The organism is Pseudomonas sp. B14(2017) (assembly GCF_002113255.1).
Lineage (GTDB): Bacteria > Pseudomonadota > Gammaproteobacteria > Pseudomonadales > Pseudomonadaceae > Aquipseudomonas > Aquipseudomonas putida_Z.
This window is the reverse complement of record NZ_NEJY01000012.1, coordinates 55,814-80,088: the sequence shown is the minus strand read 5'-3', so window position 1 is coordinate 80,088 and position 24,275 is coordinate 55,814. Positions and strand designations below refer to the sequence as shown.

Here is a 24,275-nt window from a genome sequence, read left to right as displayed (position 1 = left end):
GCCAGCGCCAGGGCTGGGCTGCAGTGGTACTCTTGGCGTCCTGTGTGGCCCTTGGCCGCCTACGAAGCCCATATGGACAGCAATCGGTTCTATTCATGAAGAAATCAGTTGGCATCCTTTCCGGCCTGGCTATCGCCATCGCCGTCGCAACCACCGCTGGCGCCTGGTACACCGGCAAGCAGCTGCCTGCGGAGCTGGACAACGCCCTGGTCCGCAGCAACGCGGAACTCAAGAAGGCCCTGGTGAGTACCGGTGGCAGCATGAGCATCGAACGGGTGTCGCTGGAGCAGCATTTCTTCAGCAGTACCGCCCAGTACCGGCTCAAGGCCCGCGATATCAACCTGGGCGAAGGCGAAGTGGTGAATTTCGACGTTGGCGTGACCGACCAGATCGAGCACGGCCCGTTCCCCTGGTCGCGGGTAAAGGCACTGAAGCTGATGCCGGTGCTGGCAGTCAGCAACAGCACGCTGCAGAAGGACGACGCCACCGCGCCGTGGTTCGCCGCAGCGGGCGAGCAGGCCCCGGTCAGCGCACAGACCAGCCTGGGCTACGACGGCAATGTGGTCAGCCAGGTGCAGCTGGCACCGGTCAAGCTCGACGAAGCGGATGGCAACAGCCTCGATTTCTCGGGCATGCAACTGCAAGTCAGTGGTGACCAGGAAGGCAAGGCCTCGAGCTTCCACGGCCAGGCCGATCGGTTCGTGATGAAACTGGTACGCGATGACCAGCCGCCTGCCACCTTCGAGCTAAATGGCCTGAAGGTCGGCGGCCAACTGGCGGCCACCGCGCACCAGGCCATCTACGTGGGCAACGTCGACCTGGCGCTGGCCGAAACCAAGGTCACCCTGGGGCCCAAACAGCAGGTGCTGGTGGTCAAGGGGCTGGAGCAGAACGCCCTGCAAACCCTTGACGGCCCGGATACCGTGGGTGGCCGCGTGGAGTACAAGGTAGGGGATATCACCTGGGATGGCCGTGCGGTGGGCAAGGCGCAGATGGCGGTGAGCATCACGTCGGTCAACGCGCCGGCGCTACAGGCGCTGTCGACGTGGTACCAGGCGCACCTGCCGGAATTCGAGGCCGCGGCTGCCGCTGGCCAGCCGGTGCCGGAAATCCAGATGGATGATGAGGAGAAGGCCAGGTTCCAGGGCGAGCTGCAGAAACTGCTGGCTGCCAAGCCCCGGGTGGCGGTGGAAAACCTGTCGTTCAGGACCGCCAATGGCGAAAGCCGCTTTGACCTGTCGATGGGCTTCTCCGCCCCGGCCAGCTTCGACCTGCCGCCTGACCAGTTGAGCAAGCAACTGATCACCGAGGTGAAGAGCAAGCTGTCGTTGTCCAAGCCGATGATCGGTGACCTGGCAACCTTGCAGGCACTGCTGGATGGCCAGACCGACGCCCAGGCCATTGCCATGCAATCGAGCCAGGCCGGGGAAATGGTCGGCATGATGGCGCTGCAGAGTGGCATGGCCACCGTGCAGGGCAATGATGTGGTGAGCAGCCTGCACTATGCCGACGGCATGGTCGACTTCAACGGCAAGAAGATGACCGTGGAAGAGTTCGCCATGCTCATGGCGGCGCAGCTGGCGGCCCTGTCGCCGCAGGGCTGATCGTTTCTCCTGTTCCTCCCACAGGTTACTCTTTGCCCCCGAGGGCAGCGCTGTACCTGTGGGAGCGGGCGTGCCCGCGAAGAGGCCAGCACAGGCAACACAAAAACCACTTTAGAAATCGCTGGATTGTCTGTAGCCTTCGGCCTCCGATAATAATCCGCGCCCGCAGAGGGCCGTGGCGGCCTTCGTGCCGTCCGGCACCCTTAGCCGATCTGTCAGGGCCGGGTGATACACTCGATTTGACGCGCGCACGCGCCTGCAGGTCCAGCGATCATGACCCAGATTTCCGAACGCCTGTTGGTTCAGGCCCACCTCGACGCCAAGCAGCCAAACCCGCTGACAGCCGAGCAGGAGGCCGAATACCGTGCGGCCATCGCTGCCGAGCTCAAGGCCCAGAACGCCGTGCTGGTCGCCCACTATTACTGCGACCCGGTCATCCAGGCGCTGGCCGAAGAAACCGGCGGCTGCGTGTCCGACTCGCTGGAAATGGCCCGCTTCGGCAAGAACCACCCGGCCGAAACCGTGATCGTTGCCGGTGTGCGCTTCATGGGCGAAACGGCGAAAATCCTCACCCCGGAAAAACGCGTGCTGATGCCGACCCTGGAGGCCACCTGCTCGCTCGACCTGGGCTGCCCGGTAGAAGAGTTCTCGGCCTTCTGCGACCAGCACCCCGAGCGTACCGTGGTGGTCTACGCCAACACTTCCGCTGCCGTGAAGGCCCGCGCCGACTGGGTGGTGACCTCGAGCTGCGCCCTGGAAATCGTCGAAAGCCTGATGGACAACGGCGAAACCATCATCTGGGGCCCGGACCAGCACCTGGGGCGTTACATCCAGAAGCAAACCGGTGCCGACATGCTGCTGTGGGACGGTGCCTGCATCGTTCACGAAGAGTTCAAGTCGCGCCAGTTGGCCGACATGAAGGCGCTGTACCCGGATGCGGCGATTCTGGTGCACCCCGAGTCGCCGGAAGCGGTGATCGAGCTGGCCGACGCGGTGGGCTCCACCAGCCAGCTGATCAAGGCTGCCCAGACCCTGCCGAACAAGACCTTCATCGTCGCCACCGACCGCGGCATCTTCTACAAGATGCAGCAGCTGTGCCCGGACAAGGAGTTCGTCGAAGCCCCCACCGCCGGTAACGGCGCGGCATGCCGCAGCTGTGCGCACTGCCCGTGGATGGCGATGAACACCCTGGAGCGTGTGCTGGATTGCCTGCGTAATGGCACGAACGAGATCTTTGTCGACCCGGCGCTGGTGCCGAAGGCGATCAAGCCGCTGAACCGGATGCTGGACTTTACCCAGGCAGCGCGCCTGAAATTGTCCGGGAACGCCTGACGCCAGACCGCGTCGCTTTCTTCGCGGGCACGCCCGCTCCCACAGGTACTGCACCGCCCTTACAAGCGGTGCAGTACCTGTGGGAGCGGGCGTGCCCGCGAAAGGGCCCTCAACGCCCCATCATTTCCTGAACCATGCGCTGCTGCTCCATGATCTCGCGCTGGCGCTGGTCAATCTGTGCCGCCAGCGGGAAGTTCCCACCCGACCTGCGCTTGGCGTAATCCAGCTGCTGGATGGCCTGGTCGAAATCGCCCACCAAGGTGAAGTACTCGGCCCGCGCCCGGTGCAAGCCAATGGTATTGCCCGAAAGGCCCCGCACTTCGGCCATGTCGTACCACACGTCCGGGTCATCCGGCCGGCTCTTCACCAGTTCGTTCAGCACCTTTTCCGCCTCGGCGGGCTTGTTCAGCTTCACCAGCAGATCGGCACGCACCTGCTTCAGCGGGTAGTTGCCCGGGTACAACCCCTGCATGCGTTCGGCGCGCTGCTGCGCGTCGGCCAGGCGGTTGTTGGTGATGTCCAGGTCGATCTGCGCCAGGTTGTAGGTAATGTCGTTGGGTGCCTTGGCCAGCAGCGGCTTGAGCAGTTCACGCGCCTCGTTCAGCTGGCCGCCCTTGATCTGCGCCAGGGCCAGGCCGTAACGCGCGGCGTCCAGCTTGGGGTCTTCGTCCAGCTGGGCGCGGAAGCGTTTGGCCGCCAGACCCGGGGTGCCTTCGTAGGTCAGAGCCACCCGGGCACGGATCAGCTGGTAGCGCATGCTGTCCTCGACGCCGCCCTTGGGGGCCTGCTCGGCGCGGTTGCGGGTGTCGGCGATACGCGACTCGGTTACCGGGTGGGTCAGCAGGAATTCCGGCGGCTTGGCGTCGTAGCGGTACTGCCGGGCCAGGCGCTCGAACATGGTCGGCATGTTGCGCGGGTCGTAGCCGGCTTTTTCCAGGTTCTGGATGCCGATGCGGTCGGCTTCCTGTTCGTTCTGCCGCGAGAAGCGCCGCTGCTCCTGGATCGCCGCCGCCTGGGTGCCGGCGATCACACCGATACCGGCATCACCGCCGCCACCGGCCGCCAGCACGATACCGGCCAGCAGCGCTGCCATCATTGGCAGTTGCATGCGCTGCTGGGCCTCTACGCCGCGGGCGAAGTGGCGCTGCGACAAGTGCGCCAGTTCGTGGGCCAGTACCGAGGCGTACTCGCCTTCGGTCTGGGCGTTGAGGAACAGCCCGCCGTTGACCCCGACGATGCCGCCGGGGGCGGCAAAGGCGTTGAGCTCGCGGCTATCGATGAGGATGAATTCCAGGCGGCGGTCCTGCAGCTGGCTGGTTTCGGCCAGGCGGTACACGCTGGTTTCGACGTAGTCCTTCAGCTGCGGGTCGTTGAGCTGGTTGACCTGGCCGCGCAGCAGGCTCAGCCAGGCACGGCCGAGCTGGTGCTCCTGTTGCGGCGAGACGATCGCGGAACTGGCATCACCCAGTGATGGCAGGTCGTCAGCATGGCCGGGAAGGGCCAACAGGCAGGCCAGCGTCAGCAGGGTAGGGCGCAGTAGATTCATGCATGAAGCTCGCGTCGGTCAAAGATACCTACTGTAGCGGGCTCACACGTTGGCGACCAGTGGCGCTATCCTAGCCGGCCAAATCCAGATACAGCCTGGCAATGCCTTTGGAGAGCCCCGCAATGAGTGAAACCCTGACCTGTGACGCCGAACTGGACGCCAGCGGGCTGAATTGCCCTTTGCCGCTGCTGAAGGCCAAGATGGAGCTCAACCGCCTGGCCAGCGGCGCGGTGCTCAAGGTAATTGCCACCGACGCCGGCTCCCAGCGCGACTTCCGCACTTTCGCCCAGTTGGCCGGTCATACCCTGCTGCGGGAAACGGCCGAGGCCGGTACCTACACTTACTGGCTGCGCAAGGCCTGAGTCTTTCCAAGGATCGTCAATGTTCAAAGTGCTTCGCGACTGGATGCAGCGCTACTTCTCCGATGAGGAAGCAGTGGTGCTGGCGGTCCTGTTGTTCCTGGCTTTTAGTGCGGTACTCACCCTGGGTGGCATGCTTGCGCCGGTACTGGCGGGCATGGTGCTGGCGTTTCTGATGCAGGGGCTGGTCAATGCCCTGGAGCGCTTGCGGGTACCCACCCGGTTGGCGGTGATGCTGGTGTTCGCCCTGTTCATGGGCGCGCTGGCGGTGTTCATGCTGGTGCTGGTGCCGCTGCTGTGGCACCAGTTGATCACCCTGTTCAACGAACTGCCGGGCATGCTCGGCAAGTGGCAGTCGCTGTTGTTGCTGTTGCCCGAGCGCTACCCGCACCTGGTGTCGGACGAGCAGGTGCTGCATGCCATCGAGTCGGTGCGCGGGGAAATCGGCAAGTTCGGCCAGTGGGCGCTGACCTTCTCGCTATCGAGCCTGCCGCTGCTGGTCAACGCCATGATCTACCTGGTGCTGGTGCCGATCCTGGTGTTTTTCTTTCTCAAGGACCGCGAACTGATCGGCCGTTGGGTAAGCGGCTACCTGCCACGCCAACGCAGCCTGCTGAACCGGGTGGGCAGCGAGATGAACCGGCAGATCGCCAACTACATCCGCGGCAAGGGCATCGAGATCCTGATCTGCGGCATTGCCACCTACATCGCCTTCATCAGTCTGGGGCTCAACTACGCCGCGTTGCTGGCGCTGTTGGTGGGGCTGTCGGTGGTGGTGCCGTACGTGGGCGCGGTGGTGGTGACCGTGCCGGTGACGTTGATCGCATTGTTCCAGTGGGGCTGGGGTGACCAGTTCATCTACCTGATGACGGTGTACGCGATCATCCAGGCGCTGGACGGCAACGTGTTGGTGCCGCTGCTGTTCTCCGAGGCGGTGAGCCTGCACCCGGTGGCGATCATTTGCGCGGTGTTGCTGTTTGGCGGGTTGTGGGGGTTCTGGGGGATCTTCTTTGCCATCCCGCTGGCGACCTTGATCAAAGCCGTGCTGGATGCCTGGCCGCGGCAGGAGCCTAGCGTTTCGCCGATGCTCTGAATGCAAATGGGGCCGCTTTGCGGCCCATTCGCGGGCGCGCCCGCTCCCACATTGATCGGTGTACGCGGGACCTTGTGGGAGCGGCCTTGTGTCGCGAAAGGGGCGCAAAGCGCCCCCAACGATCTCACGCCTTGTTCAGGGCCTGGGCAGCAGCCAGTACTGCATCCACATGCCCGGGCACCTTCACCCCGCGCCATTCCTGGCGCAGCACACCGTCCTTGTCGATCAGGAAGGTGCTGCGGTCAACGCCCATGTATTCCTTGCCATACAGCTTCTTCAGCTTGATCACATCGAACAGCTGGCACAGAGCTTCGTCCTTGTCGCTGATCAGCTCGAACGGGAAGCCTTGCTTGGCCTTGAAGTTCTCGTGCGACTTGATGCCATCGCGCGACACGCCGAACACCACGGTGTTGGCTGCGGCAAAGGCATCGTGCTGGTCACGGAAACCCTGGCCTTCGGTGGTGCAGCCCGGGGTGCTGTCCTTCGGGTAGAAGTACACCACCACTTGCCGGCCCTTGAGCTCGGCCAGGCTGACGGTCTGCCCGCTGGTGGCCTGGGCCTGGAAGTCGGCAACGGGTTGGTCGAGTGCTACGGCCATGGTCGGTTTCCTTACATTGGGTTCTGTGGACGCCATGGCTCGATCAGCGCATCGAGGTTCAGGGCATCGGCAAAGTCCAGGAACTGGTCACGCAGCCAGCTGATCTGGGTGCCGGCCGGCAGAATCACGGTGAACTGGGCATTGAGCATGCTGCTGCCGGTCTGCGGTGCCAGGTAGGTATCGCAGGTCATGGCTTCCAGCTCGACGCGGTGGTCGAGGAAGAACTGGCACAGCTCGTTGATGATGTCCGGCCGGTAGGCGGCGCTGACGTAGGCCACGTAGGGCAGGGCCTGCGGGCGCACTTCCTGGTCGGCGCTGCGCACCACGTCCAGGGTCAGGCCGTGCTTCTTGCCCAGGCCCGGCAGCATGGCTTCGAGGCGCGCCAGGGCGTCCCAGCTGCCACCTACCTGCAGTACCAGGGCGCTGGTCTCGCCGTGGCGGCTCAGGCGCGAGGTGACCACCGCGCAGCGGTTTTCGAAGGCAGCGCGGCTGAGGACGTTGGCCAGCTCCATGGGGTTGGGGCCCAGGGCACTGATGACAAGGAATTGTTCGCGGACGGTGGGGGTGGACATGCAGCATTCCTAAAGCGATGAGCGGTCGGCACAGGACGGGCGAAAGCCTCCTGTCGGCAGGGCCCGGGGCTCGCATGCGAGGTCGTGGACGCTGGCGGGGAGCAAGGTCGACGGCCCGGCGGGCCGCGCTGCACCGATCAAAGCATCAAGGGTAGCGAAATAAGGCGCCGAGGGGAATGCTCCGCCCGCCTGCTTCGCTTGTGCAAGGCCGATGCCCCCAGTACCATTACCGCTCTCTTTTTCCGGCAGGAGCAGTTACATGATTGCGGGCAGTATGGTGGCATTGGTCACTCCCATGGATGCACAAGGGCGTCTCGACTGGGAAAGCCTCGACAAACTTGTAGACTTCCACCTGGAAAACGGCACCCATGCGATCGTCGCTGTCGGCACCACCGGTGAGTCCGCCACGCTGGATGTCGAAGAACACATCCTGGTCATCAAGCACGTGGTCGAGCGCGTCAAGCGCAGCACCCGCCGCATCCCGGTCATCGCCGGTACCGGTGCCAACTCCACTGCCGAAGCCGTGCACCTGACCCAGAACGCCAAGAGCGCCGGCGCCGACGCCTGCCTGCTGGTAGTGCCGTACTACAACAAGCCGACGCAAGAAGGCCTGTACCAGCACTTCAAGCACATCGCCGAAGCCGTCGACATCCCGCAGATCCTCTACAACGTACCCGGCCGCACCTCCTGCGACATGCAGGCCGATACCGTGATCCGCCTGTCGAAGGTCAAGAACATCATCGGTATCAAGGAAGCCACCGGCGACCTGGTACGCGCCAAGGCCATCCTCGATGGCGTCGACAAAGACTTCATCGTCATGTCCGGCGACGATCCGACCGCCGTCGAGCTGATCCTGATGGGCGGCAAGGGCAACATTTCCGTCACCGCCAACGTCGCCCCGCGCGAAATGGCCGACCTGTGCGAGGCCGCCCTTGAGGGCAATGCCGAGAAGGCCCGCGCAATCAACGAAAAACTCATGCCGCTGCACAAAGACCTGTTCTGCGAGTCCAACCCGATCCCGGTGAAATGGGCACTCGTCGAAATGGGCCTGATGCACAAAGGCATTCGCCTGCCGCTGACCTGGCTGAGCGAAGGCTGTCACGAAAAAGTCCGTACTGCCTTGCGCCAGTCCGGCGTACTGGTTTAAGAGGAAGTACACCGCATGAAGCGACTGGCTGGTCTTTCCGCCCTTGCCCTGATCATCTCCAGCACCAGTGGGTGTGGCTGGCTGTGGGGCGAGGATGGCTATTTCCGCGACCGCGGCAGCGATTACCTGCAGGCGCGCCCGACTGCGCCGATGCAGCTGCCGCCGGACGCCAGCAACGTCAAGCGCCTTGACCCGCTGCTGCCGATCCCGCGCAACGTCGCCGACGACAGCGCCACCGGCGAGTTCGAGGTGCCGCGCCCGCAACCGATGACCGGTGGCGCCGCCCAGGTTACCGACTACAGCCTGCAGCGCAGCGGCAGCAGCCGTTGGGTGCTGGCCCAGCATTCGCCGGCCGAGGTATGGCCGGTGGCTCGCCAGTTCTTCGAAGACAACGGCTTCCGCATCGCCGAAGAGCGCCCGCAGACCGGTGAATTCAACACCACCTGGCAGCGTTTCGACGAACTGTCGGCTTCGCTCGGCCAGCGCCTGGCCAGCACTGCCAGCAGCGCTGACAGCGAAGTGCGCGTGCGTGTGCGCATGGAGCCTGGCGTGCAGCGCAACACCTCCGAGGTGTATGTGGTCAGCGTCGAGCGCCCGGCCGGCAGCACTGCCGAGCCCGATTTCCCGTCCACCTCCAGCAACACCGGTGCCGATGCCCTGCTGGTCGACGAAATGCTTGCCAGCATGAACCGCAGCGCCGAGAAGGGCGGTTCGGTATCGCTGCTGGCCGCGCGCGATTTCGACGCGCCAAGCCGCGTCAGCCTGAGCGAAGACGGCAGCGGCAACCCGGTGCTGTACCTGGGCGCCGACCTGGACCGCGCCTGGTCCAGCGTGGGCCGTGCCCTGGAGCAGGGTGGCGAGTGGCGTGTCGAGGACATCAACCGCAGCCTGGGCCTGTACTACATCAACCTGTCTGAAAAGCCTGAAGACAAGCAGAACCAGCCTGGCTTCTTCGGCCGCATGTTCGGCAGCGAGCCGACCAAGGAAGAGCGTGAAGCCCGTGCCGAGCGCTACCAGGTTCGCCTGAGCAAGGTGGGTGAGAGCGTGCAGGTCACGGTCGAGAAGAACATCAACACCGTGGCCCCGGCCGATGTCGCCCGCCGCGTGCTGAGCGCCATTCAGGACCACCTGGGCTAAGTGCGCTTCGCGGTACTCGGAAGCGGCAGCCAGGGAAACGGCACGCTGATCGCCAGTGGTGACACGTTCATCCTGGTCGATTGCGGGTTCTCCCTGCGCGAGACCGAGCGGCGCCTGGCGCTGCTCGGCGTGTCGGCGGCCCAGCTCAGTGCGGTACTGGTCACCCACGAACATGCCGACCACGTGCATGGGGTCGGCTTGCTGTCACGGCGCTACAATGTACCGGTCTACCTCAGCCAGGGGACCTTGCGCGGCATGCGCAAGCCGGTGGAGGTGGCCGGTTTTCTCGCTTGTGGCGAAAGCCTGCGTATCGGCAGCCTGGAAGTGACCGCGGCGCGGGTCGAGCACGACGCCTACGAGCCGCTGCAGTACGTGGTCAGCGACGGCCAGCGGCGCTTCGGCATGCTGACCGACCTGGGCTCGTACGACGCGCTGCTGCTGGAGCGTTATCAGGGCCTGGATGCACTGCTGATCGAGGCCAACCACTGCCGCGACCTGCTGGCACGCGGTCACTACCCGGCCTTCCTGAAGCAGCGGGTGGGTGGCATGCAAGGGCATTTGAACAATCACCAGGCCGCGCGCCTGGTGCACGAGTTGGGCTGGAGCAACCTGCAACACCTGGTGCTGGCCCACCTCAGCAGCAAGAACAACCTGCCACACTTGGCTCGCCAGTGCTTCGTCGACACCCTTGGGTGCGACCCGGACTGGCTCCAGGTGGCGAATCAGGAACACGGGCTCGACTGGCGCGAAATCGCCTAGCCCAACACCTCAAGCAAGCGGAGCCCAATCATGGAAAAACGCGACGAACTCTACCGCGGCAAGGCCAAATCGGTTTACAAGACCGACGACGCCGACCGCTTGATCCTGCTGTTCCGTAACGACACTTCGGCGTTCGACGGCAAGCGTATCGAACAGCTCGACCGCAAAGGCATGGTGAACAACAAGTTCAACGCCTTCATCATGCAGAAACTGGAAGAAGCCGGCGTGCCGACCCAGTTCGACAAGCTGCTGGGTGACAACGAGTGCCTGGTGAAGAAGCTGGACATGATCCCGGTTGAGTGCGTGGTGCGCAACTACGCCGCCGGTAGCCTGGTCAAGCGCCTGGGCGTGGAGGAGGGCATCAAGCTGGAGCCGTCCACCTTCGAGCTGTTCCTGAAGAACGACGAGAAGGGCGACCCCTTCATCAACGAATCCCACGTTGTCGCGTTCGGCTGGGGCACCGCCGAGCAGCTGGCCGAAATGAAAAAGCTGTCGCTGAAGGTCAACGAAGTGCTTAGCAAGCTGTTCGATGACGCCGGCCTGCTGCTGGTCGACTTCAAGCTGGAGTTCGGCGTATTCCACGGCCAGATCGTGCTGGGCGACGAGTTCAGCCCGGACGGCTGCCGCCTGTGGGACAAAGAGACCCGCAAGAAGATGGACAAGGACCGCTTCCGCCAGGGCCTGGGCGACGTGATCGAAGCCTACGAAGAAGTTGCCAAGCGCCTGGGCGTGCCGCTGTAAGCGGCACGTTCACGCAAGCGCCTGATACCACGCGATTTTTTTTAAAAAAAGGTTTGCGTTTTAAAAGAACGCTGGTATGATGCGCGGCATTGGAGAGATGCCGGAGTGGTCGAACGGGACGGATTCGAAATCCGTTGTACTGGCAACAGTACCTAGGGTTCAAATCCCTATCTCTCCGCCATACATGAAGTAGTCGAAGCCCCCGAAAACGTTGAAGTTTTCGGGGGCTTCGTCGTTTCTGGGCTTTTGATTAGGGCAGATTTAGGGCAGATTTATCGCTTGTCGGGCCGTTTCAGGACTATCTAGGCCGTTGGGGTTGACCTCGACTAGGGCGTATACCCGAAAAGCTGGGTTTGGGTAGTCAATTTAAGCTAAGAACGGCATAAGCGGAATTCGTAATAGACCGCTTAGTGATTATTGAGAGCGTCTGTTCTGTTGGGCACGTAATTGATGTAAGTTTATTGTTGCAATGAGAGGTTTATTAAAGATTTAGATAAATTGGGGCTAGAGGTCGTAGATGTTTAAGCATGTATTTATTGGTGTTGGTTTAGGGTTGTTTCTGGCTCTTCAGTTTTCACTATTCTTGATCTCTTTTTCGCCTGATATCGCGCTGCTGCTTGATACCAATTCGATCGCTTTTCTAAAAGATGTTGTTGGTCCAGTCTCGTCAGGCTTCGGTGGGGCAATTGCAGGTGCATATGCAGCATTTTGGTTTCAGGGGCATAATGAAAGAAATAAAGAAGCCCGGGAGGGGTATCGTGCCCTTTCTATGACTAAGCTGGACTATCTGAGAAGAATTCAGTATCTAGTAGCAATTAAGAAGAACTCAATCGAAAGATTTAAAGCTCACGAGTTTAGGTTTCTGGCTATCCAAACGCTTCCGGATACACCAAGAGTAGCGGGGGTAATCGGGTTGGAGATTATAGATTATTTACTAGCTGAAAAGGCAAAGACCGCAGTAGATATGGTTCTTAATGCTAATCATAATTATCAGGCCTTGTTCGAGAATATAAAGGGTCGGAATGGTACGTATTTAAGCTATAGGGATATTTTGAATTCTTCTCGTTTGGGGCACGATCTGGTAGTTGATTTTCCTGCGATTGTCTCCGTAATTGAGCCGGCTAGGCTGATTTCGGTATATAATACTACCGAGAATGTACTTACTAATTTTGATTTTGTGATTCAGTATCTTCATGATGCAATGATTGAGATTGGAAAAGTTTTAGATGGTCCTTTCAAGGCAAAGGGGTTTCCGGTAATCGATTTTGGCGTAGTGGAGGAGGGTGGCCTTGAACGACTACCTCCCCCTGTTCATGATCTGGAGTCTTTGAAGAAGTTAATCATTGAGGTCAAAGCTACCGAAGTACATTTATCGTCTTAGGCCTTAGTAAATGGGAAGCCCAACATTTCGGAAACTAGATTTGCCATGCTTTTAGTGTCTTTTGAGATCCAACGACCGTAGTGCTTGCGTACCATGGTGGTGTCGCTGTGGCCTAGTTGGCGGGCGACCCACTCAATTGGGACGTAGCTTGACAGTGCTTGGCTCGCAAACGTGTGTCGTGCCTGGTTGGCGCCTCGATGACGAACCCCGGCTTTCTCAAGGTGGGCGGTGAACCAGTTGCTGACGGTCTTGCCGTTCCACAGCAGGCCGCTGGTGGAGCTGCGGAACAGGAAGCGAACCCGCTCATGCTTCTTGGTGATGTTGTCTCGCTGCACAACGGTGATGTGCGTGGGTTCGGCTTCCTTGGCATCGGCCACGATCATGGTCAGCAGCTCCAGGGCCGGCGCGATCAGCTCCACCGTTCGAATGCGCGAGCGTTCTTTCGGCACCTTGAACTCCCCGGCGACCAGGGCGCGCCGGATCGTCAGAGTGCCGGCCACCAGGTCGACGTCCTCTATGGATGTCGCAATCAATTCGGACAGAGACAGCCCGGCCCAACAGTTGAAGACGATCATCCGGCTGTCTGCCATTCGCTCCGGATCGGCGGCGGCTATCCGCTCGATCTCGCTCCGGGTACCGGCCTGCAGGCGCTGCTCGATGGCAAAAGCCGTTTCAACGCCCAAGCCTCGGTTAGCTTGTTTGATGCGGCGGATGTCGCTTAAGGAGGTGCCATGGCCTACATGGAACTGATGGGATCGACGCTGTCGTCGCTGGTGGCGGCCGGCCAGGCCGGCCGTACCAGCCTCGACGGCATGCTGGGTCCGCTGAATGGGGCCGTCCGTGACATGACGGGCGCCGCCTCGGAGCTGGAAAGCCTGCCGATCGTTGGCCCGATGGTGGGCGAAAAGCTGCAGCGCACTATGCGGCAGATCAACACCGCCCAGTCCGCAGCGGGGCAGGTGGCGGCAAAGTACAACCAGGCCGTTTCGGCGGCCTCTCAGGTGCAGCAGCGCCTGGGTACGCTTAAGGAACAGGCGGCCAAGGCAGGGGCGGCGATCAATCGCATGGCTGGGAAGCTCAGCCCAAGCCTGGGCAATATCTTTCCGAGCAGTGCGCTTGGCGCCGACATGACGCCGGCAGCTGAGGCGGTGAAGCCGTTCCCGCACCTGCTGATCATCCAGCCGCAAGACCCGAAACTTAAGCCCTATTACTTCAACCTGGACACGGCCGCGTTTGACGAGCTGACGCGCAAGACCGCGTTCCGCTGGGCCGGGCAGGAGCGCCTGACCCTGACTGACATCCAGCGCGCCGCCCGGTTTTTCTACCTGCAGCAGCATGCTTTCGGCGGCAAGGTCACTGGGCAAACGTTCGGTACCGCCACCACTGGGTCGGCTATCAACCTGTTGCGCATTGAGGAGAATCTGTCGACCGCATGGCAGCGCCTTGCCGGCACCTACGTCGAGAACCTGTCCTGGCTCGACTGCGCCGAGCGCTACGATCGAGCACATACGTTCTTCTACATGGACCCGCCTTACTGGCAGACCGCCGGCTATGGGCTCGACTTCCCCTTCGAGCAGTACGAACGCATGGCCAATTTCATGCGGAGCTGCAAGGGGAGGGTGATGGTCAGCATAAACGACCACCCTGACATCCGGCGCGTCTTTGATGGCTTCCACTTCGAATGCCTCGATATCCGGTACAGCAATACGAACCAGCGTCAGGGAAAGGCGGAAGTCACCGGTGAATTAGTGATCATGAATTGGTATCCGGGCTTGCTTGATCAACTTTTTTAGTTGGCTAGTCATTTGGCTAGCACTTTGAGTTCAGGCATGGCCTCGAGCAGTTTGCTATCGCCGAGCACCCACCACTTCCAAAAAACTGAAAATGGGTATTTGCTTTGCAGCATCGTCTTGATACGCCCCATCGCCACGATTTTTTCTTCATCAGAGAACCGGACGGAAGTAACGATGTTTCTGTAGCCAACAAGTAGGTGCCAATCGCTGTGCATCTTCTCAACTAGCACCGCTCTGGTAATTCCGCGCAGCCCAGTGGTGTCTTCGTTATAGCATTTGTCAAGTAACTTGGCTGTGTTTGCCGCTTGTTCACTGGGCTGATCTTCAGTGAGGATTACCTGTATATCATCATCGTAACGAGAGGGTAGGATTAATTTTATAGGCGAAAATACATCGGTATTCGGATCGCAGCAGTCTAAAAGATTCGTATGGGTTGAGCCTTTAAGGCTGTTGCATCTGCTACATGAATAATAGAGGTTCGTCCAGTCAAACTTTAATTTTTTATTGCCTTCATGTGGTTGAAAATGTTCTATTTCGGGGTCACTCAAAGCGTCCTGCTCACACAAATAGCATTTCCCTAAGAACATTTTCTCAAGAGCTTTAACGATCTCAGGCGTATTGTATCCGGTTCGCTCATTGCATTCCGGTGCCTCGTGTGGGCGCTCAACCTTGAACATTGCTGTCCTCGCTGTCGGCAAGTGCTTTTTGGCCTAATTGGAAGAAGGTCTTTGCGCGGTCGTCTAAGAATTCATAAAACCCCAACAGTTTATTTAGCTCTGTTCGAAGTATCAGTGCGTCCAGTTTTTCAGAGTTTATTATCTCTGATATGTTTTTAACAATATCCTCTAGGACTACTGATGTTGGCTTGGTATGCATGATGCCTTTCATTATCGCGGAGTACGTATAAAGAGAAAGGTCGGCATCAACTACAACGTTTGTGCTTATGTCGTACACGATAGCATCGGTTGTAGAGGTGATTATGAATGGTGAGTGGGTTGTTACAATGAATTGTACTTTGGGAAATGCTTTCTTGAGGAAGGGTAAAATAAGGCGCTGTAGTGAAACATGTAAGTGAGTTTCGATTTCGTCAATAAACGCAACTGCCTCGAACTCGGCGGGAGAAATATCGAGTACCTCAGTTCGCATGAGTATTTCCGCGTAGACGCTAAATACGGATGAGTAGCCTGAGGATAAGCTCTGAAAGTTTGTGTCGCGCTTTCCTGTTCTAGTTATGGTAAACCGATCCTTTCTAGAGTCATATATTAACTGCGTGGAATCATCTTCCATTAGAAGTTTGAGGTTTTGTTCTTGTGCTACGAACCATTCGTCGATGCTTTGAGCGTATTTCGCATTTTTCTCATATTTTTCAACGATGGCAGCTCGACTTTTCAAGTTTACCAAGTGTCTTTCAAGTTCGCCGCCAACAAAGCTGTGCTCTATAGCACTTCGCCACTGTTCTTTGGAGTCTTCAACACTCGATACCGAAGAAGCAGCGCCTATAGAGGATTTTCGATCTGCCTCAAAGAACATCACGACTAGATGACCTATGATTGGTTTCTTAGGTTCTACCTCAAGATAAATATCAGAGTCGTAGTTTTTTAGTTGTTGGCGTAGGAGTTCTACTCTTCTGGCGTGCCCATAGTGGTCGCCAATTTCGGGGGCGCCTCTTTCTATGAGCGCGTCTAGCTCTGTTTGTAATGTTGATCGTGATGGGTCCATCATCGTAAGTTTGTTTAGGAGTTTGAGTTTTAGTTGTGTAAGGAACCAGGTTTTTCCTGCTCCGTTGGAGCCTGTAATAATTAGGTTTTTTCCATTCAACGGAATATTTAACTGCATTCCAGAATCGGGGATTTGTCCGCTAATTTTTTGGATGTGGGGAGGCATTTTTACTCGCTTCAAATTCGCTGTATGAACGTAATGGAACGATAGGTGTACGGCTTAATCTGCTAGATTTCTATGATCGGCGCAACGAGACCTTCAGATCACTGAAGCTATTCCAATCGATTGGATTCGAGTGAGGTTCCTAGGAGGGACGGGCAGCGAAGATACCAAGCCTTCCGCCTCAAACGAAAATGATAATGCCTGCATGCTAATGGCTTTCAAGTGCAAACCGCGCTCCAGCTGCGTTGAGGCGAAGCGGTTATCGAGTAGGTGCACATTGACGTAGGGACGATCTCGCAGTTAACTGTACGCATATACAGTTGACCTTGGACCCTTCCCTATGAGCATCTCCTTCCTCGGTACGCCCACGGGCGGCCCCTCGTTGCTGCCGGTGTACTCGTTCCGTGTACCGGCTGGCTTCCCGTCGCCAGCTGCGGATCATCTGGAGCGACACATCTCCCTCGACGAGCTCTTTGACTTGAGAGCTCCCCATGTCTATCTGGTACAGGTGGAGGGCGACAGTATGCAGGGCGTGGGGATCTACTCCGGTGATTTGCTGATCGTCGACCGCGGTAACGAAGCTGTGCACGGCGATATCGTGATTGCTGCCATCAACGCGGAGCCGGTGGGCAAGCGGCTGTACCGGCGCAACGGGGTGGTGGTTCTTCAGTCGGAGAATCCTGCCTACCCACCGCGGCACATCTTGGAAGGCGACGATCTCGTCATCTGGGGTGTGGTTCGCTACAGCGTGCGCGATCATGCCCAGTGAGCAGGTGTTCGCGCTGATCGACTGCAACTCATCCGGACCCTTACTAAACGTTAGTATTGATTTTATTCCTGTAATTCAATGTCTTACTGTTTGTAACTATTTATAGATTTTTCGAGCTCCGCATTCTACTGAATCCAGCCAATGGCAAGGATCTGCATGGCACCACACGAAATGCTGCTTCCTTAAGGCGACGATGGCTACTCACAGGCAGGATCAACGTAACGCAAGACCCCGAAAGCGGCATAGAAACCATTCATGCCCATTTTGAGGGGCATGGGCTAGCTTGGGGGGTGAGCGAGTGCAATGGCTCGCTTCTGCGGAGGGCCGTGGAATCGGTGTCCGAGTCAGCGTGGAATCCGCAATGAGGACGATGGATTTACTTCAGTTGGCTAAGCACTACACGCTGGATTTCCTCGACCCAAGGCTCGTTTCCAGCAGCCCTGCCAAGCAATTTTGCGCCTATGAGTGCGGTAAACAGGAGCAACACCTGATCTCGCGAACGGTCGAGCGAGGTCTCGCCGGCCGAAGCCTCCAGTAAGGTATCAAGCAGCAGCCTGGCACCCTGTTTATAAGCCTCGACTATTAAATTGTTATGGATAGTGGCTGCATCATGATTGAGGCCAACAATCGGACAGGTCGTTTCCTTGGCGGTTTCTGCGAGGTACCACTGCGCCAGATTTCGCAGCGCTGGAGCCGAATCTGGCGAGCTACCTGCCAGGACCGTGCTCCAGGTTTTCTGTGCCTTGAGAAAGGATCGGGCGCAGGCCTCCGCGGCCAAAGCCTCCTTCGACGAAAAGTGCTTGTAAAAGCCTCCTACAGTCAGCCCCACGGCAGCCATAACGTCGCCTACGCTCACACCTGAGTAGCCATGCTTGCGGAACAGGCTTGATGCCGTTTCGACAATCCTTTCTCGCGTAGCTTCAGCCTTGGTGCGGGTGGACAGCCTCATATGCTTATTTCCTCTTGGTATGGCCTTCCTGAGAAAATTGGCTCGCCTGTTAAAGGGGGCGCCCGGGCGGTTTGCACTGCAGCTGTTGAGCCAACAAAGCCAGGGCGGCCGCAACTCGTTTGTTTTTATCTAGATGCCACCTCGGTAGGATGAGGAGACCAACCCCCACCCAGTGCCTTGAACGCCGCGACGGCGGCACGGGCCGATTCGGTTTGCGCCTGGGCTCTCGTATCGGAGGCGCGCAGCAAGCTCTCATCCGCTTGTAGAACTTCGATCAGGCTGACGACGCCTTGCTGGTAGGAGGCAAAGGACGCCTGTCGTGCACGGGCGAGCGAATCCACACCTTGCTCAAGCAGGCCCGCCTGCTCTTCACGCTTGACCAGGGCTGAGAAGGCATTTTCCACGTCTTCGGTGGCACGCAGGGCGGCCAGTCGGTACGCCGCCAGGCTCTCGGCTTCCCGGCCCTTGGCCAGGTCGATCTGCGCGTCGATGCGGCCGAAGTCGAACAGCCGCCAACGCAGGCCTAGCACACCGGAGGCCTGGCTGGCGCCGCTGCCGAACAGGTTGCCGGACGACATCGAGGTCGCGCTGCCGATCAGCCCGCTCAGGGAGAGCTTGGGGTAATACTCGGCGATGGCGGCGCCAATCCGTGCGTTCGCAGCGACCAGGCGGCGTTCGGCCGCAATCAGGTCGGGCCGGCGTCTGAGCAGTTCGCCCGGCGATCCCACTGCTGCAATCTGCGGGGCGAGCGGAATGGCTTTCACCTTGGCAAGTTCTGCGCGGTGCGTGCCTGGCGTTGAGCCCAGTATCACATCCAATGTGTTCATCGCCGTGTCCAGGCCCGTTTCCAGCACGGGGACGGATGCCCGCACCTGGGCAAGCGCGCCCTCGACCTGATGCACCTGCAACTCGGCTGCCAGCCCCTGGTCATGCAGCAGGTGTACGGTCGCCAGCAGCTCTTCTTGCGTCTGTACCTGCCGACGTGCAACGGCGATGCGAGCTTGTAGCCCGCGGATGATGATGTAGATATCGGCAGTCTGCGCCGCCACTGCTAGTCGTGTGGCGGCAGCGCCTGCCTTCGAAGCCTGGTAATCGGCCAGTGCCGCTTCGCGCTCACGGCGCAGTCCACCGAACACATCCAGCTCCCAACTGGCGCCTAGATTAGCTTCATAGGTGTTGCCGTAGCGGTCAAAGTCAGGTGTCGAGTTCAGTACCTGGCCCAACGGGGTCTCCACCGACTGGTAGGCTCTGGCTGCTTGGCTGCCGACAGAGCCGGATGGCACTAATGCTGCTTTTGCGGCCTCTAATCCTGCACGAGCCTGAGACACGCGGGCAGTGGCTTGGGTGAGATCGAGGTTCTGCTCAAGCGCCAGGGTCACAAAGTGGGTCAGTTGCGGGTCGCCGAACCCCGCCCACCAGGCAGCAAGGTCGGCACTGGTGCTGGCCTGCCGTCGATCGACTGCCGCCTGGCCCTGGTACTGCTGCGGCAGCGGCGTGTCCGTTTGAGCGTAGTCGGGGCCGACGGTGCAGCCGGCCGAGAGGCTGGCGAGGACGAGCAGGGCAAGCGGGCGTTTGGGTGGCATGGTTTGTTCCCGGACAGGCGACGGAGAAGATATGTGACCATATTACAGTTTGGTCACTTATTGTCTATCACCGAATCGGCCTGTAGGCTATGCCCATGAACAAGACACCTTCCCCTAAAACGGCATCCCGTGGTCCGGTCGATCACGAGGTACGCAACCAGATCGTGGTCGCGGCTACCGAACACTTTAGCCTCTATGGCTACGAGAAGACGACGGTCTCCGATCTGGCCAAGGCTATCGGTTTTTCCAAAGCCTATATCTACAAGTTTTTCGAGTCCAAGCAGGCCATCGGCGAGGCAATCTGTTCGAACTGTCTGGGCCAGATCGAAGCCGAAGTCAGGGCCGCCGTCGATGAGGCCGAGCGCCCGCCGGAGAAGCTGCGGCGCATGTTCAAGGCGCTGGTCGAGTCGAGCCTGCGGCTGTTCTTCCAGGACCGTAAGCTCTACGAAATCGCCGCTTCTGCGGCGACCGAGCGCTGGTCGTCGGCACGCGCCTATGAGGGGCGCATCCAGCAGCTGATCCAAGACATCCTGCAGGAGGGACGGCAAAGCGGAGATTTCGAGCGCAAGACCCCTCTCGATGAAGCCGCGATGGCGATCCATCTGGTCATGCGCCCCTATCTCAATCCATTGCTCCTGCAGCACGGCCTCGACTACACCGACGGGGCTCCACAACTGCTGTCCAGCTTGATACTGCGTAGCCTGTCGCCCTGACAGTTGTGACTATTGACTAAATTGGTCACTAGATTCAAAGTGAGAGTCCCAACCCACTCGCCAATGGGACTCTCATGCTTTTGCGCCGCTTCACCTCATCCCTCGTCATCTGCGCATTGCCCCTTGCGCTAGTCGCCTGCGGCGAACAAGCGCCGTCCGATCCACGTACCGATGCGCCCTTGGTGCGAGTCGCCCTCGCTCAATCGGCGGCACCCGCGCCGCGCTCATTCACCGGCATCGTCGCAGCCAGGGTCCAAAGCGATCTGGGCTTTCGCGTAGCCGGCAAGGTGCTGGAGCGGCTGGTGGATACCGGACAATCGGTCAAGCGCGGCCAGGTTCTGCTGCGCCTCGACCCCGTCGACTTGAAGCTTGCCGCCCATGCGCAGCGCGAAGCGGTCGCCGCGGTGCGAGCGCGGGCGCAGCAGGCTATCGACGATGAAGCCCGCTATCGCGCGTTGCGCGGCACCGGCGCGGTATCGGCGTCGGCCTACGACCAGTACAAGGCTGCGGCGGATGCGGCGCGGGCCCAGCTCAGCGCGGCCGAGGCCCAGGCGGAAGTCGCCGGTAATGCGACACGCTACGCCGAGCTGTTGGCCGATGCCGATGGCATTGTCATGGAGACGCTGGTCGAGCCCGGTCAGGTCGTCAGTGCCGGCCAGCCCGTGGTGCGAGTGGCGCATGCCGGGCCTCGGGAAGCCGTTATCCAGCTACCGGAAACCCTGCGCCCTGCGGTCGGCTCTGTCGCCCAGGCCACACTCTTCGGCAAAGACAACATCAGCGTTGCGACCCATCTGCGCCAACTCTCGGATGTCGCCGACCGCCTGACCCGCACCTTCGAGGCGCGCTATGTGCTGGAAGGCGAACTCGCCAGAGCGCCCCTGGGTACCACCATCACCGTGCAGGTAGCGAACGGGCAGGCCGATCAGCAATTCAACCTGCAGGTACCGATCGGCGCCTTGTACGACGCGGGCAAGGGGCCGGGTGTGTGGGTCATCCGGGGAGAGCCCGCTCAGGTAGCCTGGCAGCCGGTCACTGTGCTGCACCTGGACGACGAGCATGCCCGCATCACTGGCCAGCTCAAGCAAGGCGAGCAGATCGTCGCGCTCGGGGCACACCTGCTGCGTGAAGGTCAGCACGTTCGGGTCGACGGTCAGCCAGCTGTTGCGGTGGCCGAAGGAGGCCGCCCATGAGCGACGGTCGGTTCAACCTCTCGGCGCTTGCCGTACGCGAGCACTCCATCACCCTGTTCCTGGTCTGTCTGATCTCGCTGGCGGGGCTACTCGCCTTCTTCAAGCTGGGGCGGGCAGAGGATCCGGCCTTTACGGTCAAGGTGATGACCATAGTCACCGCCTGGCCCGGTGCCACGGCCCAGGAAATGCAGGATCAGGTCGCCGAGAAAATCGAAAAGCGCCTGCAGGAGCTGCGCTGGTACGACCGCAGCGAAACCTACACGAGACCCGGCCTGGCTTTCACCACCCTGTCGCTGCTCGATACCACGCCTCCCTCGCAAGTGCCGGAGGAGTTCTACCAAGCCCGCAAGAAGATCAGCGACGAGGCGAAGACGTTGCCGTCCGGCGTGATCGGGCCGCTGGTCAACGACGAATACTCGGACGTCACCTTCGCCCTGTTAGCGCTCAAGGCCAAGGGCGAGCCACAGCGCCTGCTGGTGCGCGACGCGGAGGCGCTGCGTCAGCGGCTGCTGCACGTGCCGGGAGTGAAGAAGGTCAACATCATCGGAGAGCAGGCCGAACGCATTTTCGTTGAGTTCTCCCATGAGCGCCTGGCAACGCTAGGGATCGGTCCGCAGGAGGTATTCGCCGCGCTCAATGCGCAGAATGCCCTGACGCCGGCCGGTTCCGTGGAGACCAAGGGGCCGCAGGTGTTCCTGCGCCTGGACGGCGCCTTCGATGAGCTGCAGAAGGTTCGCGACACGCCGGTGGTGGCCCAGGGGCGTACCCTGAAGCTGTCGGACGTCGCCACGGTCAGGCGCGGCTATGAGGACCCGGCGACCTTCCTGATTCGCAACGGTGGTGAACCGGCTTTGCTGCTGGGCATCGTCATGCGCGAAGGCTGGAACGGTCTCGACCTGGGCAAAGCCCTGAACGACGAAGTGAGTGCAATCAACGCCGAGCTGCCGCTGGGCATGAGCCTGAGCAAGGTCACCGACCAGGCCGTCAATATCAGCGCTTCGGTCGACGAGTTCATGATCAAGTTCTTCGTCGCGCTGCTAGTGGTCATGCTGGTGAGCTTTATCAGCATGGGCTGGCGGGTGGGCGTGGTGGTCGCGGTGGCCGTGCCGCTGACGCTGGCGATGGTCTTCGTGGTGATGGCGGCGACCGGCAAGAACTTCGACCGCATCACTCTGGGCTCGCTGATCCTGGCCCTGGGCCTATTGGTGGATGACGCCATCATCGCCATCGAGATGATGGTGGTAAAAATGGAAGAGGGCTACAGCCGGATCCAGGCCTCCGCCTACGCCTGGAGCCATACGGCGGCGCCGATGCTGTCTGGAACCCTGGTCACCGCTGTGGGCTTTATGCCCAACGGTTTTGCCCGCTCTACGGCCGGCGAATACACCAGCAACATGTTCTGGATCGTCGGCATCGCGCTGATCGCCTCGTGGCTGGTTGCGGTGATCTTCACGCCCTATTTCGGCGTCAAGCTGCTGCCCGAGATCAAAAAGATCGAGGGTGGGCATGAAGCCATCTACGATACCCCGCGCTACAACCGTTTTCGTCGTCTGCTGGGCCGCGTAATCGCACGCAAGTGGCTGGTCGCCGGTTCGGTGATCGGCCTTTTCGTCACGGCGATACTCGGCATGGGGTTGGTGAAGAAGCAGTTTTTCCCGATCTCCGACCGACCCGAGGTGCTGGTCGAGGTACAGATGCCCTACGGCACCTCGATCGCCCAGACCAGCGCCGCCACGGAGAAGGTCGAAGCCTGGCTGGCCCAGCAGGAAGAGGCCAAAATTGTCACGGCCTACATCGGCCAGGGCGCGCCACGCTTCTTCATGGCCATGGGGCCGGAGCTACCGGATCCGTCGTTCGCCAAGATAGTTATCCGTACCGACAATCAGGACGAGCGCGAAGCATTGAAGCATCGGCTGCGCCAGGCGATTGCCGAGGGTCTGGCCAGCGAGGCGCGGGTGCGCGTTACCCAGCTGGTGTTCGGCCCGTACTCGCCGTTCCCCGTTGCCTATCGGGTCACCGGCCCCAACCCGGACAAGCTGCGCGAAATCGCGGCGGCGGTACAGCAGGTGATGGACGCCAGCCCGATGATGCGCACGGTCAATACCGACTGGGGCACGCGCGTGCCGACGCTGCACTTCAGCCTGCAACAGGATCGCCTGCAGGCCGTGGGACTGACCTCCAGCGCCGTGGCCCAGCAACTGCAGTTTTTGCTCAGCGGTGTACCCATCACCGCCGTGCGCGAGGACATCCGCACAGTTCAGGTGATGGCACGTGCGGCTGGCGATATTCGTTTCGATCCGACCAAGGTTATGGACTTTACCCTGGCAGGTGCCAACGGGCAGCGTATCCCACTGTCGCAGGTCGGCGAGGTGGAGGTGCGTATGGAAGAGCCGATTATGCGCTGGCGCGACCGTATGCCGACTATCACCGTACGCGGCGATATCGCCGAGGGTCTGCAGCCGCCGGATGTGTCGACGGCCATTAGCCGACAATTGCAGCCCCTGATCGAGCAGCTGCCGAGCGGCTACCGTATCGAGCAGGCGGGCTCCATCGAGGAGTCGGGCAAAGCGAGCAAGGCGATGCTGCCGCTGTTCCCGATCATGCTGGCCGTCACGCTGATCATCATCATTCTGCAGGTGCGCTCGATCTCGGCGATGGTCATGGTGTTTCTGACCAGCCCATTGGGGCTGATCGGGGTGGTGCCCACGCTGATTCTGTTCCAGCAGCCATTTGGCATCAACGCACTGGTCGGGCTGATCGCGCTGTCGGGCATCCTGATGCGCAACACGCTGATCCTGATCGGGCAGATCCGCCACAACGAACAGGCAGGCCTGGACCCGTTCCGCGCGGTGGTCGAGGCTACCGTACAACGCGCCCGGCCGGTGATCCTCACCGCACTGGCGGCGATTTTGGCCTTCATCCCGCTGACCCACTCGGTGTTCTGGGGAACGCTCGCCTACACCCTAATCGGCGGCACCTTCGCCGGCACCGTGCTGACCCTGGTGTTCCTGCCGGCCATGTATTCGATCTGGTTCAAGATCAGGCCCGGCAACGGCAACGATGGCAGCCTGGCCGGCGTGGACAGGGTGCCCCCAGTGCGGCAGATGGCAGACCTTAAACTTCCCTGA

22 protein-coding genes and 1 tRNA gene are annotated in these 24,275 nt (G+C 60.3%); 15 read left to right on the top strand and 8 right to left on the bottom strand.

Annotated features, from left to right (window positions below; all coding sequences use genetic code 11):
* The first annotated feature begins 95 nt into the window (after nucleotides 1–95).
* A complete protein-coding gene (locus tag CAG34_RS14095; RefSeq protein ID WP_025340256.1) occupies nucleotides 96–1,604 on the top strand; it encodes a YdgA family protein in 1,509 nt (502 codons plus the stop codon).
* A 273-nt stretch (nucleotides 1,605–1,877) separates the two neighbouring features.
* Nucleotides 1,878–2,936: a quinolinate synthase NadA gene (gene nadA / locus CAG34_RS14090; protein ID WP_003254747.1), complete on the top strand. Its 1,059-nt coding sequence runs from the start codon at nucleotides 1,878–1,880 to the stop codon at nucleotides 2,934–2,936.
* Nucleotides 2,937–3,045: 109 nt separating this feature from the next.
* Here nadA and CAG34_RS14085 read toward each other — a convergent pair whose 3' ends face one another.
* Nucleotides 3,046–4,482: a M48 family metalloprotease gene (locus CAG34_RS14085; RefSeq protein WP_025340255.1), complete on the bottom strand. Its 1,437-nt coding sequence runs from the start codon at nucleotides 4,480–4,482 to the stop codon at nucleotides 3,046–3,048.
* A gap of 122 nt (nucleotides 4,483–4,604) precedes the next feature.
* Between CAG34_RS14085 and CAG34_RS14080 the strand changes: the two genes are divergently transcribed.
* Nucleotides 4,605–4,844, top strand: a complete 240-nt coding sequence (locus tag CAG34_RS14080; protein ID WP_004375233.1) for a sulfurtransferase TusA family protein — start codon at nucleotides 4,605–4,607, stop codon at nucleotides 4,842–4,844.
* 19 nt (nucleotides 4,845–4,863) lie between these two features.
* The gene (locus CAG34_RS14075; RefSeq protein WP_075046054.1) at nucleotides 4,864–5,934 is read left to right on the top strand and encodes an AI-2E family transporter; all 1,071 of its coding nucleotides are present in this window, start codon (nucleotides 4,864–4,866) and stop codon (nucleotides 5,932–5,934) included.
* Between the two features lie 124 nt (nucleotides 5,935–6,058).
* Here the strand turns inward: CAG34_RS14075 and CAG34_RS14070 are convergent, their stop codons facing one another.
* Nucleotides 6,059–6,532 carry a peroxiredoxin gene (locus CAG34_RS14070; RefSeq protein ID WP_013973794.1) on the bottom strand — a complete coding sequence of 158 codons (474 nt, stop codon included), beginning with the start codon at nucleotides 6,530–6,532 and terminating at the stop codon, nucleotides 6,059–6,061.
* An 11-nt stretch (nucleotides 6,533–6,543) separates the two neighbouring features.
* Nucleotides 6,544–7,104 carry a glycine cleavage system protein R gene (locus tag CAG34_RS14065; protein ID WP_013973793.1) on the bottom strand — a complete coding sequence of 187 codons (561 nt, stop codon included), beginning with the start codon at nucleotides 7,102–7,104 and terminating at the stop codon, nucleotides 6,544–6,546.
* A gap of 259 nt (nucleotides 7,105–7,363) precedes the next feature.
* Between CAG34_RS14065 and dapA the strand changes: the two genes are divergently transcribed.
* From dapA to CAG34_RS14035, 6 genes are all read left to right on the top strand, one after another.
* Entirely contained in the window at nucleotides 7,364–8,251 is an 888-nt protein-coding gene (gene dapA, locus CAG34_RS14060; protein WP_025340253.1) for a 4-hydroxy-tetrahydrodipicolinate synthase, read from the top strand.
* A gap of 15 nt (nucleotides 8,252–8,266) precedes the next feature.
* A complete protein-coding gene (gene bamC / locus CAG34_RS14055; protein WP_004375223.1) occupies nucleotides 8,267–9,388 on the top strand; it encodes an outer membrane protein assembly factor BamC in 1,122 nt (373 codons plus the stop codon).
* A complete protein-coding gene (locus CAG34_RS14050; RefSeq protein ID WP_012273748.1) occupies nucleotides 9,389–10,147 on the top strand; it encodes an MBL fold metallo-hydrolase in 759 nt (252 codons plus the stop codon).
* 30 nt (nucleotides 10,148–10,177) lie between these two features.
* Nucleotides 10,178–10,888: a phosphoribosylaminoimidazolesuccinocarboxamide synthase gene (gene purC / locus CAG34_RS14045; protein WP_004375217.1), complete on the top strand. Its 711-nt coding sequence runs from the start codon at nucleotides 10,178–10,180 to the stop codon at nucleotides 10,886–10,888.
* A gap of 91 nt (nucleotides 10,889–10,979) precedes the next feature.
* A tRNA-Ser gene (locus CAG34_RS14040) sits at nucleotides 10,980–11,069 on the top strand.
* Nucleotides 11,070–11,405: 336 nt separating this feature from the next.
* Nucleotides 11,406–12,269, top strand: a complete 864-nt coding sequence (locus CAG34_RS14035) for a hypothetical protein (protein WP_143493928.1) — start codon at nucleotides 11,406–11,408, stop codon at nucleotides 12,267–12,269.
* Here CAG34_RS14035 and CAG34_RS14030 read toward each other — a convergent pair.
* Nucleotides 12,266–12,952 (bottom strand): tyrosine-type recombinase/integrase, encoded by a 687-nt coding sequence (locus tag CAG34_RS14030; RefSeq protein ID WP_256573555.1) that lies wholly within the window; start codon nucleotides 12,950–12,952, stop codon nucleotides 12,266–12,268. The two genes, CAG34_RS14035 and CAG34_RS14030, sit on opposite strands and share 4 nt — an antisense overlap.
* Before the next feature lie 48 nt (nucleotides 12,953–13,000).
* On the opposite strand from CAG34_RS14030, the gene CAG34_RS29210 reads away from it, so the two are divergent.
* A complete protein-coding gene (locus tag CAG34_RS29210; RefSeq protein ID WP_085590672.1) occupies nucleotides 13,001–14,062 on the top strand; it encodes a DNA adenine methylase in 1,062 nt (353 codons plus the stop codon).
* Nucleotides 14,063–14,070: 8 nt separating this feature from the next.
* On the opposite strand, the gene CAG34_RS28110 is transcribed toward CAG34_RS29210, so the two are convergent.
* Nucleotides 14,071–14,739 (bottom strand): HNH endonuclease, encoded by a 669-nt coding sequence (locus CAG34_RS28110; RefSeq protein WP_143493930.1) that lies wholly within the window; start codon nucleotides 14,737–14,739, stop codon nucleotides 14,071–14,073.
* Nucleotides 14,726–15,946: an AAA family ATPase gene (locus CAG34_RS14015; RefSeq protein WP_085590668.1), complete on the bottom strand. Its 1,221-nt coding sequence runs from the start codon at nucleotides 15,944–15,946 to the stop codon at nucleotides 14,726–14,728. The genes CAG34_RS28110 and CAG34_RS14015 overlap by 14 nt, the downstream gene beginning before the upstream one ends.
* 337 nt (nucleotides 15,947–16,283) lie before the next feature.
* Here CAG34_RS14015 and CAG34_RS14010 point away from each other — a divergent pair, with 337 nt between their 5' ends.
* Entirely contained in the window at nucleotides 16,284–16,712 is a 429-nt protein-coding gene (locus CAG34_RS14010; RefSeq protein ID WP_085590666.1) for a LexA family transcriptional regulator, read from the top strand.
* Between the two features lie 376 nt (nucleotides 16,713–17,088).
* On the opposite strand, the gene CAG34_RS14005 is transcribed toward CAG34_RS14010, so the two are convergent.
* Entirely contained in the window at nucleotides 17,089–17,661 is a 573-nt protein-coding gene (locus tag CAG34_RS14005; protein ID WP_085590664.1) for a TetR/AcrR family transcriptional regulator, read from the bottom strand.
* Between the two features lie 125 nt (nucleotides 17,662–17,786).
* Entirely contained in the window at nucleotides 17,787–19,244 is a 1,458-nt protein-coding gene (locus tag CAG34_RS14000) for an efflux transporter outer membrane subunit (RefSeq protein ID WP_085590662.1), read from the bottom strand.
* A gap of 95 nt (nucleotides 19,245–19,339) precedes the next feature.
* On the opposite strand from CAG34_RS14000, the gene CAG34_RS13995 reads away from it, so the two are divergent.
* The 3 genes from CAG34_RS13995 to CAG34_RS13985 all read left to right on the top strand — a co-directional run bounded on the left by CAG34_RS13995 (nucleotide 19,340) and on the right by CAG34_RS13985 (nucleotide 24,275).
* Complete coding sequence (locus tag CAG34_RS13995; protein WP_085590660.1) at nucleotides 19,340–19,957, top strand: TetR/AcrR family transcriptional regulator; 618 nt, start codon at nucleotides 19,340–19,342, stop codon at nucleotides 19,955–19,957.
* A 74-nt stretch (nucleotides 19,958–20,031) separates the two neighbouring features.
* Nucleotides 20,032–21,147: an efflux RND transporter periplasmic adaptor subunit gene (locus CAG34_RS13990; RefSeq protein ID WP_085590658.1), complete on the top strand. Its 1,116-nt coding sequence runs from the start codon at nucleotides 20,032–20,034 to the stop codon at nucleotides 21,145–21,147.
* The gene (locus CAG34_RS13985) at nucleotides 21,144–24,275 is read left to right on the top strand and encodes an efflux RND transporter permease subunit (RefSeq protein WP_085590656.1); all 3,132 of its coding nucleotides are present in this window, start codon (nucleotides 21,144–21,146) and stop codon (nucleotides 24,273–24,275) included. Before CAG34_RS13990 ends, CAG34_RS13985 begins: the two co-directional genes overlap by 4 nt.

Bases quoted from the DNA above. Each gene is read 5' to 3' on its own strand.
- CAG34_RS14095 (WP_025340256.1), top strand. From the start codon at position 96: ATGAAGAAATCAGTTGGCATCCTTTCCGGCCTGGCTATCGCCATCGCC.
- nadA (WP_003254747.1), top strand. From the start codon at position 1,878: ATGACCCAGATTTCCGAACGCCTGTTGGTTCAGGCCCACCTCGACGCC.
- CAG34_RS14085 (WP_025340255.1), bottom strand. From the start codon at position 4,482: ATGAATCTACTGCGCCCTACCCTGCTGACGCTGGCCTGCCTGTTGGCC.
- CAG34_RS14080 (WP_004375233.1), top strand. From the start codon at position 4,605: ATGAGTGAAACCCTGACCTGTGACGCCGAACTGGACGCCAGCGGGCTG.
- CAG34_RS14075 (WP_075046054.1), top strand. From the start codon at position 4,864: ATGTTCAAAGTGCTTCGCGACTGGATGCAGCGCTACTTCTCCGATGAG.
- CAG34_RS14070 (WP_013973794.1), bottom strand. From the start codon at position 6,532: ATGGCCGTAGCACTCGACCAACCCGTTGCCGACTTCCAGGCCCAGGCC.
- CAG34_RS14065 (WP_013973793.1), bottom strand. From the start codon at position 7,104: ATGTCCACCCCCACCGTCCGCGAACAATTCCTTGTCATCAGTGCCCTG.
- dapA (WP_025340253.1), top strand. From the start codon at position 7,364: ATGATTGCGGGCAGTATGGTGGCATTGGTCACTCCCATGGATGCACAA.
- bamC (WP_004375223.1), top strand. From the start codon at position 8,267: ATGAAGCGACTGGCTGGTCTTTCCGCCCTTGCCCTGATCATCTCCAGC.
- purC (WP_004375217.1), top strand. From the start codon at position 10,178: ATGGAAAAACGCGACGAACTCTACCGCGGCAAGGCCAAATCGGTTTAC.
- CAG34_RS14035 (WP_143493928.1), top strand. From the start codon at position 11,406: ATGTTTAAGCATGTATTTATTGGTGTTGGTTTAGGGTTGTTTCTGGCT.
- CAG34_RS29210 (WP_085590672.1), top strand. From the start codon at position 13,001: ATGGCCTACATGGAACTGATGGGATCGACGCTGTCGTCGCTGGTGGCG.
- CAG34_RS28110 (WP_143493930.1), bottom strand. From the start codon at position 14,739: ATGTTCAAGGTTGAGCGCCCACACGAGGCACCGGAATGCAATGAGCGA.
- CAG34_RS14015 (WP_085590668.1), bottom strand. From the start codon at position 15,946: ATGCCTCCCCACATCCAAAAAATTAGCGGACAAATCCCCGATTCTGGA.
- CAG34_RS14010 (WP_085590666.1), top strand. From the start codon at position 16,284: ATGAGCATCTCCTTCCTCGGTACGCCCACGGGCGGCCCCTCGTTGCTG.
- CAG34_RS14005 (WP_085590664.1), bottom strand. From the start codon at position 17,661: ATGAGGCTGTCCACCCGCACCAAGGCTGAAGCTACGCGAGAAAGGATT.
- CAG34_RS14000 (WP_085590662.1), bottom strand. From the start codon at position 19,244: ATGCCACCCAAACGCCCGCTTGCCCTGCTCGTCCTCGCCAGCCTCTCG.
- CAG34_RS13995 (WP_085590660.1), top strand. From the start codon at position 19,340: ATGAACAAGACACCTTCCCCTAAAACGGCATCCCGTGGTCCGGTCGAT.
- CAG34_RS13990 (WP_085590658.1), top strand. From the start codon at position 20,032: ATGCTTTTGCGCCGCTTCACCTCATCCCTCGTCATCTGCGCATTGCCC.
- CAG34_RS13985 (WP_085590656.1), top strand. From the start codon at position 21,144: ATGAGCGACGGTCGGTTCAACCTCTCGGCGCTTGCCGTACGCGAGCAC.